Genomic DNA, 17,596 nt, shown 5'->3' with positions numbered 1-17,596 from the left:
ACCAGATGGGGTCTCGTGGCCAGTGTTGGTCAGAGCTTGAGGATATAGTCGCAGAGACGCTCGGCGGCGACCGCCACCTGGGCGGGGTCACGCAGGAAACAGGCGCGCAGAAAGAGTTCGCCGCCGGGGCCGAAAGCGGTGCCGGGGGCGAGGCCGACGCCCGTCTTGTCGACGATATCGAGCGCAGCCCTGCGGCTGTCAGTGACGCCGTCGATCTTCAGGAAGGCGTAAAGCGCACCATCCGGCTTCAGCGTCTCGACGCGGTTGGTGGCAACAAGCGCATCGCAGAGAATGTCGCGGGAACGGGCCGCCTTGGCGATATTGGCGAGCACGAAATCGTCGCCCTCATTCAGGGCTGCGACCGCGCCCTTCTGCATGAACTGCGCGACGCCCGATGTCGAATACTGGATCAGGTTTTCGAGCACCTGGCCCATCTCTGGGGGTGCGACGATCCAGCCGACGCGCCAGCCGGTCATCGACCAGTTCTTCGAGAAGGAATTGACGAAGATGACCTTGTCATCAGGCGCCATCACGTCGAGGAAAGAGGGCGCACGACCGCCTGGATAATAATAGAGCGCATAGATCTCATCCGCCATGATCCAGAGGTCGTGCTTGCGGGCCAGCGCCAGGAGATCACCAAGGTCCTTCCTGGTTGCCGTCCAGCCTGTCGGGTTCGACGGCGTGTTGATGAACAGGCCCCTGGTCTTCGGCGTGATCGCGGCTTCGATGCGGTCAAGATCGACCGCCCATTTGCCGCCTTCGAACTGCAGTTGAACGCCGACCGAGCGTGCGCCCGCGATCTCGAGGGCGGCGGCGATATTCGGCCAGGCGGGGGTGAGGTAAATCATTTCGTCGCCCGGCGAGGTCAGAGCCTGCACGCTGATCTGGATCGCCTGCATGCCGGAGCCGGCGACATAGAAATGCTCGACCGGAAGCCGGATTCCGAAATGTCTGCTGTAATAATCCGAAAGCGCCTGGCGAAGCTCCGGAATGCCGCGCTGCCAGGTGTAGAAGGTCTCGCCTGCCGCCAGCGCGTCGATCGCCGCCTTGCTGATGAAATCCGGCGTCGGCAGGTCACCTTCCCCCACCCAGAGCGGCAGCAGGCCCTCACGGCCACGGGCATAATTGACGACTTCGACGATCCCGCTTTCGGGCGCCGCCACGGCGCGCGGGCTAAGGCTGCTCAAGATCGACATGCATATCTCCGGTTTTCGCCTTCATAGAGGATTTGCGTCGGCAAATCCCATGATATCCAGTGATGGCATATCGATTTTGGTGATGAATGAGCCCGGCCGGAACGGACGGGCTCCAGCCGATCAAGCCGTCGGGCGCTTGGCCAACAGATCGCGGATTTCGGTCAGCAGCTGCACGTCTGCGGGCGGCGGGGGCAACTCTTCCGGTGCGGCCTTTTCCTGGCGCTCGACCTGGGCACGCAGGATGTTCACGCCCTTGACCATCAGGAAGATGATCCAGGCGAGAATGAGGAAATTGATGAGGACGGTGAGGAAACTGCCATAGGCAAACACCGCTCCCTGCGCACGGGCGGCCGCAAGCGACGGCGCGTTGACGGCCGACGACAGCGGCAGGAAATAATTCGAAAAATCGAAGCCGCCGAAAATGGCGCCGACGATCGGCATGATAAGGTCGTCGACCAGCGATTTGACGATGCCGCCGAAGGCGCCGCCGATGATGACGCCGACGGCAAGATCCATGACATTGCCGCGGGCGATAAAGGCCTTGAACTCATTGAGCATCGGATCCGTCTCCCTTCGATGCATTTCAAAGATATGCAACTGTCTATTACAGCGTCACGCCTCTCTTCAGCCTCGTGAAGGAGGCTGCAACGCTTTGAATTGACGCACAATTTATTCTTAATCAATTTCGATTTGAGGAATTATGCAGTAGCTGCACCTTCATTGCAATTCATCAATCGGCAATCGCAATTATTCGCCGATACCCTTCGCGGCCTATGACTTAAGGCCTAGACGGCCGGGAATTTTCAAAGCGTCTGAAATAACTTAAGCTGACCAATGTTGCGGGAGGTCCCGGCGGGTTTTCCGCCGGCGGAGGGTCAATGCTTCCAGGCTGGGTCATATTCGCGTCTGCCTTCGGCTATCTGCTCCTGCTTTTTGCCGTGGCAAGCTATGGCGACCGCAAGAACCGCAGCCCGGGCATGCTCGGCCCGGGCACGCTGGAAGGCGGATGGCCGGTGGTCTATGCGCTGAGCCTTGCGATCTACTGCACCTCCTGGACCTATTTCGGCAGCGTCGGGCTTGCGGCGCAGCGGGGGCTGGAATTTGCCGGCATCTATATCGGCCCGATCCTGGTCTTCACGCTCGGCATGCCGCTGCTTCGCCGCATCATCGAGCTCGCCAAGGCGGAAAAGCTCACCTCCGTGGCCGACTTCGTCGCCGCGCGCTACGGCAAGAACCCGACGGTCGCCACGATCGTCGCGCTGATCTCGCTGATCGGCGCCATTCCCTATATCGCGCTGCAGCTGAAAGCGATTTCGAGCACCGTCAGCGCCATGGTCAATCCGTCCGATTACGGCATCGGCAGCGGCAATCTCTACTTCCTCGACCTGCCGCTCCTCGCGACGCTGGTGCTTGCCTGCTTCGCCATCATGTTCGGCACGCGGCATACGGATGCGACCGAACACCAGGACGGCTTGATCCTCGCCGTCTCGATGGAATCCGTCGTCAAGCTCGTCGCCTTCCTGACGGCCGGCGTCTGCGTCATCTGGTTTCTCTTCGACGGCCCGACCGATCTCTGGCAGAAGACCGTCGACAACGAACTGGTCATGTCGGCGCTCAGCTACCATACGCCGATCAGCCGCTGGATCACCCTGATCCTGTTGTCGGCCTTCGCGATCATCCTGCTGCCGCGGCAATTCCACGTGACGGTTGTCGAAAACCGGACGCCGAAACAGCTGAAACTCGCCGGCTTCCTGTTTCCTACCTATCTCATCGTCATCAATCTCTTCGTGCTGCCGGTGGCGATCGGCGGGCTCTTGACCTTCGGCGGCGCCGGCAATGCCGATTTCTACATGCTGTCGCTGCCGCTTGCCGGTCAGATGCCCGTCATTTCGCTGATCATCTTCATCGGCGGCTTTTCGGCCGCAACGGCGATGGTCATCGTCGATTCCGTGGCGCTGTCGATCATGGTGTCGAACGACATCATCATGCCGATCTTCCTCCGGCGCAAACTCGCCGGCCGCGCCAGCCTGCGCGACAATTTCGCCAAGACGCTGCTCAACATCCGCCGCAGCGCCATCTTCGCCGTGCTGTTATTCGGCTATGCCTATTACCGTTCGACCGACAGCACCGCCGGCCTTGCCTCGATCGGCCTGCTTTCCTTTGCCGCGATCGCGCAAATCGCCCCAGCGCTGTTCGGCGGGCTGATCTGGCGGCGGGCGAATGCGCGCGGCGCGATCCTGGGGCTTTCCTCCGGCTTCATCATCTGGGTGTACCTGTTGTTCCTGCCCTCGCTCGGCGGGCCTGATTATTCCTATGTGGCAAGCGCCGTGCTCGGCTTCATCTTTCCCGGGACCACCTTGTTCACCGCAGCCGATGCCGATCCGCTGGTCAATGCGACTGTCATGAGCCTGCTCGTCAACACCGCCTTCTTCATCGTCGGTTCGCTCACCCGCAATGCCAGGCCGCTGGAGCGCATTCAGGCCGGAATCTTCGTCAAGCGGCATTCGCGCTCGCAATTTGCCACGCGCGGCTGGAAGACCCGTATCAGCGTCGGCGACCTCAAAGCGGCGATTTCGCGCTATCTCGGCGAAGAGCGCATGCAGCGCTCGTTCACCACCTATGAACAAAGCTCCGGCCGCAAGCTGGAGGACGAACAGCCGGCCGATATGGCGCTCATCCATTTCAGCGAACAGCTGCTCGGCAGCGCCATCGGCTCGTCCTCGGCCCGGCTGGTGCTGTCCTTGATCCTGCAGAAGATCGAAGATGCCTCTTCCGATACCGCCTGGTTGCTCGACCAGGCGAGCGAGGCGCTGCAATATAACCAGGACATGCTGCAGACGGCGCTGTCGCAGATGGACCAGGGCATTGCGGTCTTCGACAGTTCCAACCGGCTGACGATCTGGAACCGGCGCTTCCGGCAATTGCTGGATCTGCCGGAAAGCGCCGGGCAGGTCGGCTTTCCCCTGTCCGAGATCGTCACCACGCTCAGCCAGCGCGGCGATATCGCGCCCGGCGATCTCAGCCAGACGGTGCGGCATTTCCTGACGCTCGACAAACCCTTTTCGCTGGTGCTTGACGGCGGCGAGCGGATCATCGAGGTGCGCTCCAACGCCATGCCGGACAAGGGCATCGTCGCCACCTTTACCGACATCACCCAGCGCGTCACTGCCGACCAGGCGCTGAAACAGGCGAACGAGACGCTGGAGCAGCGCGTCGCCGAACGCACGGCCGAGCTGACCCGCGTCAACCGCGAACTCGGCGAGGCACGCGCCGCCGCCGACGAGGCGAATATCGGCAAGACACGCTTTTTCGCGGCCGCCGGCCACGACATCCTGCAGCCACTGAATGCCGCCCGGCTTTATTCCTCGGCGCTGGTCGAGCGCATGGCGCAATCCGACAACAGCCCGATCGTGCGCAACATCGATTCGGCGCTGGAATCGGTCGAGACCATTCTCGGCGCGGTGCTCGATATTTCAAGGCTCGATACCGGCGCCATGCGGCCGCGGCTCGCCGCCGTCGCTCTCTCCGACCTGCTCAAGCGTATCGAGACCGATTTTGCGCCGATCGCGCGGGAAAAACAGCTGAAACTGGTGGTCATGCCGACGTCGCTGCGCGTCCGCTCCGACCCCAACCTCTTGCGCCGGCTGGTGCAGAACCTCGTCTCCAACGCCATCAAATACACGATCACCGGCAAGGTGCTGGTCGGCGCGCGGCGGCGCGGCAACCAGGTGATCATCCAAGTGATCGATTCCGGCATCGGCATTCCGCCATCGAAATTCCGCACGGTGTTCAAGGAATTCGCGCGGCTGGACGAAGGCGCCAAAACCGCCTCAGGCCTGGGGCTCGGCCTATCGATCGTCGACCGCATCGCCCGGGTGCTCAACCATCCGGTCGAACTGCAGTCGACCCATGGCAAGGGCACGGAATTCCGCATCGCCATGCCGCTCGACGTCTCGCGCCCGGCCGCGGCCGTAGCGGCAGTCACGCCCGCCGACCGTCCGGGGCAGCCGCTGAGCGGACTGAAGATCCTCTGCATCGACAACGAGCCGAAGATCCTCGAAGGCATGCGGCTGTTGATCAGCGGCTGGGGCTGCGAGGTGGAGGCGCTGGATTGCCTCGCCGACGTGATATCAAGCGACGGCCAGGGAGGACCGCCTGACATCGTCATCGCCGATTATCATCTCGGCGACGGCACCGGCATAGCCGCCATCCTGCATCTGCGCCGGCAGTTCGGCGCCGATATCCCTGCCCTGATGATCACCGCCGACCGGACGCCGGAGGTGCGCAGCGAGGCCGAGCGATTCGGCATCGCCGTTCAGCACAAACCCGTGCGGCCAGCGGCGCTGCGCGCCTATATCACCCAGATATCAGGCCTCAAGCGCGCCGCCGCTGAGTAAGAGACCGCTTACAGCGCCGCGCCCATGACACGGGCGACGAGATCGCGCACGCGTGCTGCATCCGGCACATCGCCGAACAGGATGCGGTACATGATCGGCGCCACCACCTGGTCCATGACCCGGTCGACATCCGGAAAGGCGTCGCCGCGAGCCTTCGCCCTCTCGGCGATGAGACCGATCTGCTGGCGGGTAAATTCAGCGCATTTACAGGCATTTGCGCCGGCCTGCGCCGCCAGCACGTCGCGGATCATCTCGCGGCCCGGCCCGGAGGACATTTCCTCGGCATATTGCTCGGCCCAGGCCTGAAGATCGGCTCTGCCGCTGCCGGCATCGACCGGCTGCATATCCGGCCGCAGCCGATCGACGGCGACATCGGCGAGAAGTTCCTGCAGGTCGCCCCAGCGGCGATAGATGGTCGACGGCGTCACCCCCGCCTTGCCGGCAATCAGCGGGATCGTCACATCGGCACGGCTCATCTCAGCCATCAACTCACGCACCGCCTTGTGCACCGACGCCTGGACCCTGGCGCTTCGGCCGCCCGGTCGGAGATTCTCTTTCACTGTCATGCGCGCAACTCTCCCCCTTTTACGCCGATGGTTCAAAATCTTTGACAGATCTATTAATGCAAATAATTTGCTTTTACAAAAAGCCGGCTCTACATAGGCTAAAGCAATGGTTTAGCTTTAAGGGGCTTATATATGGTCGCCGCCGCCAAATCCACAGAGAATTCGCCGCGCCCCTCGATCGGCTTTCATGCGCTGACGCTCGCCACCTTCTTCGGCGCCTCCGCGGCGCCGACGCCGCTCTACCGGATCTACCAGGAAAACTTCTCCGTCTCGCCGGTGCTGATCACGGTGATCTTCGCGGTCTACGCCTTCGCGCTGCTGGCGGCACTGCTGACTGCCGGTTCGATCTCGGATCATCTCGGCCGCAAGCCGGTGATCTTTTTCGCCCTGGTGCTCGAAATCATCGCCATGGTCCTCTTCGTCGTTGCCAGCGGCCCCGGCTGGCTGATTGCGGCGCGGATCGTCCAGGGGCTGGCGACCGGGATCGCCGGCGCTTCGCTCGGAGCGGCGCTCGTCGATGTCGACCGGGCCAAGGGCCAGATCGTCAACTCGATTGCGCCACTTTCCGGCATGGCGGTGGGCGCGGTCGGCACCAGCGCCCTGATCCAATACGGCCCCTTCCCGATGCATCTGGTCTATGCACTGCTGCTTGTCGCCTTCACGCTGCAGGCGGCCGCCATCTGGCTGACGCGCGAGAGCGGGGCCAAGCGACCCGGCGCGCTCGGCTCGCTGATCCCGCGGGTCACCGTTCCGCCGCAGGTGAAGCGGCCGCTCTCGCTGGTGACGCCAATCAACATCGCCAACTGGACGCTTGCCGGCTTCTATCTCTCCCTGGTGCCGTCGCTGGTCGCCACCACCACCGGCAGCCGGGCGCCGCTGACGGGCGGGGCCGTCGTCACCGCATTGATGGTGAGCGGGGCGGTCGCCGTCTATCTCAGGCGCGGCAAGACGGCCTCGGCCAATCTCGGTTTCGGCGTGTCGGCCAAGACGCTCGGCATCCTGACCGTCGTTGCCGGCGTGCATCTCGCCAATGTGCCGCTGCTGCTCGTCGGCACGATTTTTACCGGCGCCGGTTTCGGCACCAATTTCCTCGGCTCGATCGGCACGATCATGCCCCTCGCCAAACCGGACGAGCGGGCCGGGCTGCTGTCGGCCTTCTACGTCCAGAGCTACCTCGCCTTCAGCCTGCCGGCGATCCTTGCCGGGTTCCTGGCGAAATCGGCCGGTTACGCACTGACGACTGACATTTATGCGACGGCAATCCTGCTGCTGATGGGCGCCGGATTGTTGAGCATTCGCGCCGACCGGCGCAGGGGGGCGGAGAGCGCCGCCTGAGGACGCAGTTCAGGGCTTGAGATCGAGCAGCGCCCGGCCGCTGCCATCCATGGCGAAGGGCACCGAGGCGTGCTGGTGGGCGACCAGCCAGCGGCCATCCCGTTTGACGAGGCCCAGCGTCTGGCGAAACCAGAGATCGACCTCGGCGCCATCGGTCTTGGTTCCCGTCATGCGCATGAGGCCGCTCCAGAAAGCGACATCTTCGCCGGCCGTCAGCCTGGCATCGCGCACCTCGCCGCCGATCGGGCCTTCCCAGGTATCGAACCAGGCCTGCAGACCCGCCTCGTCCTGGCCGTAATAGGCAAGCGGCGGCGCCAGCGAAAACTCGACGGAATCCTCCGCCTCGTAAGAAAGCGCGTCCTTGGCATTCTTTTCGCCCAGCGCCTTGGCGCGCATCATCAGCATGGCGATGATCGCCTCTTCCTCGATCCTGGCACTCGCTTCGTCTTTCACGATCGTTCTCCTTCTCCGTTATGGACAGAGGACGAAGGGGAGGACGACGATCCGACAGGGATGGTTCTCGGTTTGCGTAACTCCGGCAAAACTGCTGCGCAGTCTTGCTGGAATTGCTTCAGAGATAACGCGTCACTTCAGGTTCGTTCCACCAGGCATCGTGCCTGCCGTCGTAATAACGGACCGGCAGTGCTGCCAGTTCCCCAGGGGAGATATCGTCGAGGCAGGCGATGTTGATCGAGACATAGGCGCCGCCGATCGCTTCGACATAACCGTCGCCAAAGGCTGACACACCGCAGGTGCGGCAGAAGCGGTGATGACCGCTCATGGTGTTGAACTGGTAATCGGTCGTTTCCACCGGATCGCACATCAGCCGGAAATCCTCCGGCTTGACGTTGGCGCCCCAATAGCGGCGCTTGGTGCAGATCGAGCAATTGCAGCGGCCGGTGCCTTCCTCAAGGTCGATGTCCACCTCGTAGTGCACTTTGCCGCAATGGCAGCTTCCTCTGTAGGTTTTCTTCATGGCGCTCTCCTCCCTCGGCGTTGCCTTTGCCATTCCAATATGACAATATGTTGTCACTATGGATGAGATACAAAATAGACAACATGTTGTCAAACAAAATCGACCGGAGCGAACGATGGAAGGGAACGCCTTTTCCGCTTTCGCGATCACCGCCCTTCGCCTCGCCGGCCATCTGACGGCGGCCGGCGACCAGCTGGCAAAGCCGGCGGGACAAACCAGCGCACGTTGGCAGGTGCTGGCCGCAGCACGGCGCGGCGACATGTCGGTGGCGCAGATCGCCCGCGCCCTCGGCCTCGCCCGCCAGGGCGTGCAACGGCTTGCCGATGTGCTGGAGGGCGAAGGGCTGATCGCCTATGCCGACAATCCGCAGCACCAGCGCGCCAAACTGGTGCGGCTGACGGCGGAAGGGGCCGCACGGCTCGGCGTCATCGAGATCGCGCAGGCCGGATGGGCGGACGGGCTGGGTGCCGCGTTTACGACAGCCGAACTCGATGCGGCGCGGGCGGTGATGGCGCGGGTGATGGAGATGCTGGAGGGTGGTGAGACGGGTGGAGGTTGAGTGGTTTAGCTGCCTTGCGAGGCTTGTTGTCGCTGGCGGCGAATTCAATTGGTGGTGCGAAAGATTCTTTGAGGTCGTGCCGTGGCCGCAGAGGGAGTGTCGCGGACGCATTTCTTAGGAAAGAGCACAGCATCTGCCAGCCAGAAACAAAAAAAGGCCGGGCTAACCCGACCTTCCCTGCTATCTCAACGAACCGTGCCAGTACATCCGTGGTCACGATCCGGAGATGATATTCAAAGCCTTAAAGGCTCAGGCCGCCTGGAGGCGGTCTGCCGACATCTTGCCGGACTTGTTGTCGCGGACGAGCTCGTAAGACAGCTTCTGGCCATCCTTGAGATCGCGCATGCCAGCACGTTCAACGGCGGAGATGTGGACGAAAACGTCGGCTGCGCCGTCATCCGGCTGAATGAAGCCGAAGCCCTTGGTTGCGTTGAACCACTTTACGGTACCAGTGCTCATGACGATATCCTTTTCGAATCGTTCATAGAAGAATGCAGCCCGGACAGATGCCCAAGCGGCGATGAAAACCGATTTTGGAGGAAGTTCGCCAGGAACGACGCTAGCGCCGTTTCAAAGTTCATCTAGCAAGATCGATGCGTGAACGTTTAATCGGGAATTGTGTCCGTGGCAAGGCCGCAACAAGGAAAAGTCGAGTTCAGCGGGTCAAGCGTTCTTTAACGTTGTGCCGCGGCAGGCCAGAGCGGGCGCCGCGGCACGAGGGCAAAGGCGGCCTAAGCCGCCTGCCCCACCTTCGCATAGGGATCGAACCGCCCGTAGAAGGTCTCGCCCTTGGCGGCCATGTCCTTCAACAGCGGCGTCGGTTGGAAGTGATTTCCGTAAGCACCAGCTAACTTTTCAGCCAGTTCCACGAAGGTCTTCGCGCCCATGCCGTCGATATAGCTCAGCGCCCCGCCGGTATAGGGCGCGAAGCCGAAGCCGAGGATCGAACCGACATCCGCCTCGCGCGGATCGGTGACGATGCCTTCCTCGACGGTGCGGGCGGCTTCCAGCGCGATGGTGACGAGGAAGCGCTGCATCAGGACGTTGACGTCAACCTCATCCGCCGGCTTCTGCGGGTAGAGCGTCTTGAGATCAGGCCAGAGCGACTTCTTCGCCGGCTTCGGCGGATAATCATAGAAGCCCTTGGAATTCTTGCGGCCGAAGCGGCCCTCCTTCTCCACCATGCGGGAGATGAGGTCCATATGCCTGGGGTCGATGGCCCTTTCACCGAGATCGGCGACCGTCGCCTTGAGGATCTTCAGCGAGAGGTCGATGGCGACCTCGTCGTTCAGCGCCAAGGGACCGACCGGCATGCCGGCCATCTTGGCGGCGTTTTCGATCATCACAGGCGGCACGCCCTCGATCAGCATGTCGTAGCTTTCCGACATGTAGCGCAGCACGCAGCGATTGACGAAGAAGCCGCGGGTGTCGTTGACGACGATCGGCGTCTTCTTGATGGCGGCGACATAATCCAAAGCAACGGCCAGCGCCTTGTCGCCGGTTTCGCTTCCGAGGATGACCTCCGTCAGCATCATCTTTTCGACAGGCGAGAAGAAGTGGATGCCGATGAAATCGGTAGGCCGTTTCGAATTCTTCGCAAGACCCGAGATCGGCAGGGTCGAGGTATTGGAGGCGAAAATCGCGCCCTCCGGCAGCACGGCTTCCACGGCCTCGATGACGGCTTTCTTGACTTCGCGATCCTCGAACACCGCCTCGATGACGAGATCTGCATTGGCGAGGTCGGCATAATCGGCCGACGGCGTGATGCGGGAGAGCAGTGCGGCTGCCTCGTCTTGCGTAAGACGTCCCTTACCGACAGAATCCTTGACCAGGCCTTCGGAGACGGTCTTGCCCTTGGTCGCCGCTTCGATGTCGCGGTCGATCAGCGTCACGGGAATGCCGGCGGCGGCAGTGACGTAAGCGATCGAGGCGCCCATGAAGCCGGCGCCGACGACGCCGACATGTTTCAGCTCGGTCTTCGGGATGCCTGTCGGGCGGCGGGCGCCCTTGCCGAGCTCCTGCATGGAGATGAACAGCGAACGGATCATCGAGAAGGCTTCGCGGGTCTGCAGCACCTCGGTGAAATAACGCTGCTCGATCTTCAGGCCCGTGTCGAACGGCACCTGCAGGCCTTCATAGACGCATTTCAGGATGGCAAGCGCTGCCGGATAATTGCCCGATGTTTCCCGGCGCAGGATCGCCGGCGCCGCCGGCCAGAGCTGGGCGGAGGCTGGCGTCCAGATGCCGCCGCCGGGCGCCTTGAAGCCCTTCTCGTCCCAGGGGGCAACCGGCTTCAGGCCATCCTTGATCATCTGCTTGGCGGCCGGGATGAGCTGATCCGGCTCGACCACCTGATGCACGAGGTTCATCGCCTTGGCGCGGGAGCCGGTCAGCGACTGGCCCGTCGTCATCATCTGCAGCGCATCCTGGGCGTTCGCCAGCCGCGGCACACGCTGGGTGCCGCCGGCGCCGGGGAAGATGCCGACCTTCACTTCGGGCAGCGCGATCTTGACGCTCTTGGCATTGGAGGCGACGCGGCCGTGGCAGGCGAGCGACAATTCAAAGGCGCCGCCCATGCAGGTGCCGTTGATGGCGGACACCCAGGGCTTGCCCGATGTTTCGAGCTTGCGGAACAGGCCGCTCATGCGGCCGACGAGGCCGAAGAGGTTCTGCACCGCCGTTTGCGGGCTCTTTGCCTTCTCCTCCTGATAGGAACTGAACATCGACTTGATCATCGAGAGGTCAGCACCGCCGGAGAAGGAGGATTTGCCCGAGGTGAAGACGACACCCTTGACGGCGGCATCGGCGGTCGTGGCGTCGATGATGGCGTCGAGTTCGGCCATCACCTCGGCGGTGAACACGTTCATCGATTTGCCGGGCATGTCCCAGGTGACGAGAGCGATGCCGTCGGCGTCGGTTTCGAGCGTGAAATTGGTGTAGGTGCTCATCTTGGGAATTCCTCTCCCTGAATTCTTTTGCCGTGGAGCCCTCCCCTTGTGGAGAGGGCTATCCCATCAAACGCGTTCGATGACCGTTGCCGTGCCCATGCCGGCGCCGATGCAGAGCGTCACCAGCGCGGTGTTGAGGTCGCGGCGCTCGAGCTCGTCCAGCACGGTGCCGAGGATCATTGCGCCGGTGGCGCCGAGCGGATGGCCCATGGCGATGGCGCCGCCATTGACGTTGATCCTGTCGTGGTCGATGTCGAAGGCCTGCATGTAGCGCAGCACCACGGCGGCGAAGGCCTCGTTCAGTTCGAAAAGGTCGATGTCGGCAAGGCTCATGCCTGTCCGCTTCAGCAGCTTCTCGGTGACGTCGACGGGTCCGGTCAGCATCAGCGCCGGATCGGAGCCGATATTGGCGAAAGCCTTGATGCGGGCGCGCGGCTTGATCCCCATGCTTTCACCGCCGGCCTTGGAGCCGAGCAGCACGACGCCGGCGCCATCGACGATGCCGGAGGAATTGCCGGCATGATGGACATAATTGATGCGCTCGATCTCCGGATGGGCCTGGATGCCGACCGCCTCGAAGCCGCCCATCTCGCCGGGCATCTGGAAGGACGGATTGAGGGAGGCGAGCGCCTGCATGTCGGTGCCGGGGCGCATATGCTCGTCCTTATCAAGGATCGTCAGTCCGTTCTGGTCCTTGACCGGAACGACCGACTTGTCGAACCAGCCCTTTTCCCAGGCATGGGCGGCGCGCTTCTGGCTCTCGACCGCATAGGCGTCGACATCGGTCCTGTTGAAACCGTATTTGGTGGCGATGAGATCGGCCGAGACGCCCTGCGGCATGAAATAGGCCGGGAAATTCACCGAAGGGTCCATGAACCAGGCGCCACCGGACATGCCGAGGCCGACGCGCGACATGCTTTCGACGCCGCCGGCGATAACGATGTCATCGGCCCCTTGCGCGATCTTGCCGGCACCGAAATTGACGGCATCGAGGCCGGAAGCGCAGAAGCGGGAGATCTGCATGCCGGGCGCCTTGGTGGAATAACCGGCTTCGAAGGCGGCGGCCTTGGGGATGACGGCGCCGGCATCCATGACCGGATCGACGCAGCCCATGATGATGTCGTCGACCGTCGATGTATCCAGCCCGTTGCGGTCGCGGATTGCTTCCAGCGTCTTTGCCGCGAGGCGGACGGATGGCACCTCATGCAGGGCGCCGTCCTTCTTGCCGCGGCCGCGCGGCGTACGCACGTGGTCGTAAATGAAAACCTCGGTCATATCTCATCTCCCTGACGGCGCGGCGGCGCCGGTGAATTCGTGTCTTTTCTCTTCTCCCCGGCGGAAGAAGGTAGCCTCGAAGAGGTCGGATGTGAGGGCCAGAGCGACAAACTCGAGCTTGCTTGCGCGCGGCTGCTCGCTCCTTTGTCGCTCACCCCCTCATCTGCCCTACCGGGCATCTTCTCCCCGCTGGGGAGAAGAGGGAATTCGTCTTAAAACGCTTCGGCGGCCAGTTCCATCATCGTGTCGGCGCCGGCTTCGATGCGGGCCTTGCGAAGGGCGGTTTCCGGCATCAGGCGTTCCATGAAGAAACGGGCGGTGACCAGCTTGTTCTTCAGGAAATCCTCGCGGGCGGCATCGCCCGATGCAAGGCCATCCTCGGCGGCTTTCGCCATCTTCGCCCACATATAGCCGAGAACGACCAGGCCGAAGAGGTGCATGTAGTCGGTCGAACCGGCGCCGGCATTGTCGGGCTTGGCCATGGCGTTCTGCATGAACCACATGGTCGCGCCCTGGACGTCGTTCAAGCCCTTCTTCAGATGCTTGGTGAAGAAGGAGAGCTTTTCGTTGCCGCGGTTCTCCTCGCAGAAATCGCCGATCTCCTTGAAGAGGGCCATGGCGGCGCGGCCGCCGTTCAAGGCGAGCTTGCGGCCGACGAGATCGAGCGCCTGGATGCCGTTGGCGCCCTCATAGATCATGGCGATGCGGGCATCGCGCACATACTGGCTCATGCCGTGTTCTTCGATATAGCCGTGGCCGCCGAAGACCTGCTGGGCCATGACGGCATGATCGAAGCCCTTGTCGGTCATCACGCCCTTGAGGATCGGGGTGACGAGGCCGAGAATATCGTCGGCCGTCTGGCGCTCCTTCTCATCGGTGGCGCGGTGGGCGATATCGGACTTCAGCGCCGTCCAGAGCAGGAAGGCGCGGCCGGCCTCGTTGAAGGCGCGGATGGTCATCAGCGTCCGGCGAATATCCGGATGGACGATGATCGGGTCGGCCTTCTTATCCGGCGCCTTGGGGCCGGACAGCGAGCGGCCCTGGATGCGGTCGCGGGCGTAGCTGGCGGCATTCTGATAGGCGATCTCGGAAATGGCGATGCCCTGCAGGCCGACCATCAGGCGGGCCTCGTTCATCATCACGAACATGGCGTTGAGGCCGCGGTTTTCGGCGCCGATCAGGAAGCCGGTCGCCTCGTCGTAATTCATCACGCAGGTGGCGTTGGCGTGAATGCCCATCTTGTGCTCGATCGCGCCGCAGGAGACGGCGTTGCGGGCGCCCGGCGCGCCGTCCTTGCCGACGAGGAATTTCGGAACGATGAAGAGCGAGATGCCCTTGGTACCCTCCGGCGCACCCTCGATGCGGGCCAGCACCAGATGGACGATATTGTCGGTCAGGTCGTGCTCGCCGGCAGAGATGAAGATTTTCTGGCCGGATATTTTGTAGCTGCCGTCAGCCTGCGGCACCGCCTTGGTGCGCAGCATGCCGAGATCGGTGCCGCAATGCGGCTCGGTGAGGTTCATGGTGCCGGACCAGGAGCCGTCCACCATCTTCGGCAGATAGGTGGCCTTCTGCTCGTCGCTGCCGTGGACGAGGATCGCGGCGATCGCGCCCTGCGTCAGGCCGGGATACATCATCAACGACATGTTGGCGGCGGAGGTATATTCGCCGACGGCGGTATGCAGCGTATAGGGAAGTCCCTGCCCGCCGAATTCCTCCGGCACCGCAAGGCCGATCCAGCCGCCCTCGCGATAGGCTTTATAGGCTTCCTTGAAACCCTTCGGCGTCGAGACGCTGGCATCGTCGTGGCGCGTGCAGCCTTCCTGATCGCCGGAATAATTCAGCGGGAAGAGCGCTTCCTCGGCAACCCTTCCGGCCTCGCCGAGGATCGCCTCGATCATATCGGGGGTCGCGTCGGCAAAACCCGGCAGATTGTTGTAGCGTTCGAGGCCCAGCACGTCGTTCAGGACGAAGAGCGTATCGTTCACCGGGGCCTTGTAGACTGGCATCTCTCGAATTCCTCCCATTCGGCTGACCGGATCGCCCCGGCCTCGGGCACTGTCTTACAAAATATTGACGTTTGCGTAAACGTCAAATTTTGCACCTTGGCCGTCTTTTCATGAAAAAATTCGAGAGCGCCAATCCGCGGGCCATGACGTGCGCGGAGGAGACGCCATCTCATCTTCCTTGTCCATCTGGGAATGGCGTATAAGCGGAGGCGTCGTTCAAGCCGCAATCCGGCAATGTTTCGGGAGGGCCGCATGATCAGTTTCGAGGCGATAAGGCAGCGTGCGGAGGAACGAAAGGGCGGAGCGGCCGCGTTGCAGGCCCTGCTGCAGAATCACCGGCCGGATCACGAGCGGCTGCGCGCCATACCCGACGATCGCATCCTGGCGGATATGACCCGGCGGGTCTTCTACAGCGGTTTCGTCCAGAAGGTGATCGATGCGAAGTGGCCGGGTTTCGAGGCGGCATTTTCCGGTTTCGATCCGGCGACGCTGAATATCGCACCCGACGATTATTGGCATGCCCTGACCTCGGATGAGCGGATCATCCGCAACGGCGCCAAGATCATGTCGGTTCGCGCCAATGCCGCCTTCGTCAGGGAGTTGGCGAAGGAATATGGCAGCGCCGGCGTCTTCTTCGCCGACTGGCCACGGGATGACCAGATCGGCCTTCTCGACCTCTTGAGTAAACGCGGCAGCCGGCTCGGCGGCATGACCGGACAATATTTCCTGCGCGGCATCGGCCGCGACAGCTTCATTACCACGATCGACGTGCTCGCTTGCCTCCGATCCGCCGGGGTTCCGCTCTCCTCCTCCGGCACGACGAAGAAGGACCAGCAACTGATCCAGCAGACCTTCAACGACTGGGCCGGGGAAACCGGTCTTTCCCTCATCCATCTCTCACGCATCAGCGCCTATTCGATCGATTCGGCGCACTGAAACTCCGGTCGAGCGGTGGCGCCGGCCGTTCGAACTTCCTACGTGATTGCGACGATCCATCGAGGACAACATCATGACCGATCTTCCCTATGAGAATGCCCTCATCGTCGGCGCGGGCTCCGGCATCAGCGCCTCGCTCGCCCGGCAATTGTCGGCGCAGGGCGTCAAGGTCGGGCTCGCCGCCCGCAATGTCGAAAAGCTGCAAGGGCTCATCGAGGAGACCGGCGCCAGCGCCTTTAGCGCCGACGTCTCGCAGCCGGCGAGCGTCGCAGCCCTGTTCGACGAGGCCGCCGCCGCCATCGGCGGGCCCGACGTGGTGATTTTCAATGCCAGCGCCCGCCTGCGCGGGCCGCTCGCCGAACTCGATCCCGCCGAAGTCGAGAAGGCGATCACGACCACCGCTTTCGGCGGTTTCCTGGTGGTGCAGCAGGCAGCACAGCGAATGATCCCGCGCGGCCGCGGCGCCATCCTCATCACCGGCGCCTCGGCAAGCGTGAAGGGCTTTGCGCAATCGGCGCCCTTCGCGATGGGCAAGTTCGCGCTGCGCGGCCTTGCCCAGAGTGCTGCCCGCGAACTGGGGCCGATGGGCATCCATGTCGCGCATTTCGTCATCGACGGCGCAGTGCGCTCGCAGATCCGGCCGGATCGGGCGGAGAAGCCCGACGGCACGTTGCTGCCGGAGGCGATCGCCCAGACCTATATCGACGTGCTTCGCCAGCACCGCAGCGCGTGGTCGCTGGAGGTGGAAGTCCGGCCGTGGACCGAGAGCTTCTGAGCTAGATCAGCGGTGCCGCCGCCGGAGAAGGCAACTTTCGCGGCGGCATCAAACGGACTATGTTTCGTCCTCTGAGCTGGCTGGGAGGAGACCGATGCCGCGCCTGGACCACGTCACCATCGAAACCCGCGATGCGCCTGTCATGATCAGTTTTCTCGAAACCTTGCTCGGTGTCAGGGAAGGCTATCGGCCGCCCTTCGCCTCGCCCGGCCATTGGCTCTATCTGGACGAACGCCCGGTCATCCATCTCAGCCTGACATCGCGCAGCACCGATTTTCCGCCCGGCATCTTCAACCATGTCGCCTTCAGCCTTTACGAATTCGGGCCGGCGCTGGAACGCATCAAGGCGAGCGGCTATCGCTACGAATATTACGATATTCCCGACACCGATCTCGGTCAGGTCTTCGTCTACGGCCCCGAGGGCGTGAAGATCGAGCTGCAATATCCGCGTCCGGCCTGATCGTGGCGGCGCCATCCGATCTGACGAATTGAACGGCAATTGCCGTCAAAAACGGCGTTTGGGCCGCAAACGTTAAAAAATTCTCAGCGACATTAACGGCTTGTTTACCACGTTTCGTGAAAGGTGCGGATTGAGCAGTAGCGATCCGCATTCCTTGCCCCAGT

At 62.7% G+C, this 17,596-nt stretch carries 15 protein-coding genes; 6 read left to right on the top strand and 9 right to left on the bottom strand.

Features of this window, described 5'->3' with window-relative positions; all coding sequences use genetic code 11:
• Nucleotides 1–29 precede the first annotated feature (29 nt).
• Together FHT79_RS17385 and mscL are read right to left on the bottom strand one after the other, a co-directional pair.
• Entirely contained in the window at nt 30–1,196 is a 1,167-nt protein-coding gene (locus FHT79_RS17385; RefSeq protein WP_183903781.1) for a pyridoxal phosphate-dependent aminotransferase, read from the bottom strand.
• 120 nt (nt 1,197–1,316) lie between these two features.
• Nucleotides 1,317–1,754, bottom strand: coding sequence for a large conductance mechanosensitive channel protein MscL (gene mscL, locus FHT79_RS17380; protein ID WP_028756817.1), 438 nt, complete (start codon nt 1,752–1,754; stop codon nt 1,317–1,319).
• Nucleotides 1,755–2,074: 320 nt separating this feature from the next.
• Here mscL and FHT79_RS17375 point away from each other — a divergent pair, with 320 nt between their 5' ends.
• Nucleotides 2,075–5,593 carry a hybrid sensor histidine kinase/response regulator gene (locus FHT79_RS17375; protein WP_183903780.1) on the top strand — a complete coding sequence of 1,173 codons (3,519 nt, stop codon included), beginning with the start codon at nt 2,075–2,077 and terminating at the stop codon, nt 5,591–5,593.
• 8 nt (nt 5,594–5,601) lie between these two features.
• Here the strand turns inward: FHT79_RS17375 and FHT79_RS17370 are convergent, their stop codons facing one another.
• Nucleotides 5,602–6,159 (bottom strand): TetR/AcrR family transcriptional regulator, encoded by a 558-nt coding sequence (locus tag FHT79_RS17370; protein ID WP_097594915.1) that lies wholly within the window; start codon nt 6,157–6,159, stop codon nt 5,602–5,604.
• A gap of 132 nt (nt 6,160–6,291) precedes the next feature.
• On the opposite strand from FHT79_RS17370, the gene FHT79_RS17365 reads away from it, so the two are divergent.
• Nucleotides 6,292–7,494: an MFS transporter gene (locus FHT79_RS17365; protein WP_183903779.1), complete on the top strand. Its 1,203-nt coding sequence runs from the start codon at nt 6,292–6,294 to the stop codon at nt 7,492–7,494.
• Nucleotides 7,495–7,503: 9 nt separating this feature from the next.
• Here the strand turns inward: FHT79_RS17365 and FHT79_RS17360 are convergent, their stop codons facing one another.
• Both FHT79_RS17360 and FHT79_RS17355 read right to left on the bottom strand, forming a co-directional pair.
• Nucleotides 7,504–7,947, bottom strand: a complete 444-nt coding sequence (locus FHT79_RS17360; RefSeq protein WP_047617002.1) for a nuclear transport factor 2 family protein — start codon at nt 7,945–7,947, stop codon at nt 7,504–7,506.
• 118 nt (nt 7,948–8,065) lie between these two features.
• Nucleotides 8,066–8,470: a GFA family protein gene (locus FHT79_RS17355; RefSeq protein WP_183903778.1), complete on the bottom strand. Its 405-nt coding sequence runs from the start codon at nt 8,468–8,470 to the stop codon at nt 8,066–8,068.
• A 58-nt stretch (nt 8,471–8,528) separates the two neighbouring features.
• On the opposite strand from FHT79_RS17355, the gene FHT79_RS17350 reads away from it, so the two are divergent.
• A complete protein-coding gene (locus FHT79_RS17350) occupies nt 8,529–9,029 on the top strand; it encodes a MarR family winged helix-turn-helix transcriptional regulator (RefSeq protein ID WP_132573611.1) in 501 nt (166 codons plus the stop codon).
• A 249-nt stretch (nt 9,030–9,278) separates the two neighbouring features.
• Here the strand turns inward: FHT79_RS17350 and FHT79_RS17345 are convergent, their stop codons facing one another.
• From FHT79_RS17345 to FHT79_RS17330, 4 genes are all read right to left on the bottom strand, one after another.
• Entirely contained in the window at nt 9,279–9,488 is a 210-nt protein-coding gene (locus tag FHT79_RS17345) for a cold-shock protein (RefSeq protein WP_003545273.1), read from the bottom strand.
• A gap of 272 nt (nt 9,489–9,760) precedes the next feature.
• A complete protein-coding gene (locus tag FHT79_RS17340; protein ID WP_183903777.1) occupies nt 9,761–11,977 on the bottom strand; it encodes a 3-hydroxyacyl-CoA dehydrogenase NAD-binding domain-containing protein in 2,217 nt (738 codons plus the stop codon).
• 66 nt (nt 11,978–12,043) lie between these two features.
• A complete protein-coding gene (locus FHT79_RS17335) occupies nt 12,044–13,252 on the bottom strand; it encodes an acetyl-CoA C-acetyltransferase (protein WP_183903776.1) in 1,209 nt (402 codons plus the stop codon).
• A gap of 212 nt (nt 13,253–13,464) precedes the next feature.
• On the bottom strand, nt 13,465–15,261 hold the full coding sequence (locus tag FHT79_RS17330; protein ID WP_097594918.1) for an acyl-CoA dehydrogenase C-terminal domain-containing protein: 1,797 nt from the start codon (nt 15,259–15,261) through the stop codon (nt 13,465–13,467).
• Nucleotides 15,262–15,513: 252 nt separating this feature from the next.
• Between FHT79_RS17330 and FHT79_RS17325 the strand changes: the two genes are divergently transcribed.
• The 3 genes from FHT79_RS17325 (at nt 15,514) to FHT79_RS17315 (ending at nt 17,432) form a co-directional block, all read left to right on the top strand.
• A complete protein-coding gene (locus tag FHT79_RS17325; protein WP_183903775.1) occupies nt 15,514–16,197 on the top strand; it encodes a DNA-3-methyladenine glycosylase I in 684 nt (227 codons plus the stop codon).
• Nucleotides 16,198–16,270: 73 nt separating this feature from the next.
• On the top strand, nt 16,271–16,972 hold the full coding sequence (locus FHT79_RS17320) for an SDR family NAD(P)-dependent oxidoreductase (RefSeq protein WP_183903774.1): 702 nt from the start codon (nt 16,271–16,273) through the stop codon (nt 16,970–16,972).
• 94 nt (nt 16,973–17,066) lie between these two features.
• Nucleotides 17,067–17,432: a VOC family protein gene (locus tag FHT79_RS17315; protein WP_063473923.1), complete on the top strand. Its 366-nt coding sequence runs from the start codon at nt 17,067–17,069 to the stop codon at nt 17,430–17,432.
• The last annotated feature ends 164 nt before the right edge of the window (nt 17,433–17,596 follow it).

Origin of the sequence: Rhizobium sp. BK212 (assembly GCF_014197475.1) — a bacterium.
GTDB classification, from domain to species: domain Bacteria; phylum Pseudomonadota; class Alphaproteobacteria; order Rhizobiales; family Rhizobiaceae; genus Rhizobium; species Rhizobium anhuiense.
The sequence above is the reverse complement of the archived record's forward strand: the minus strand, read 5'-3'. Positions and strand labels throughout refer to the sequence as shown.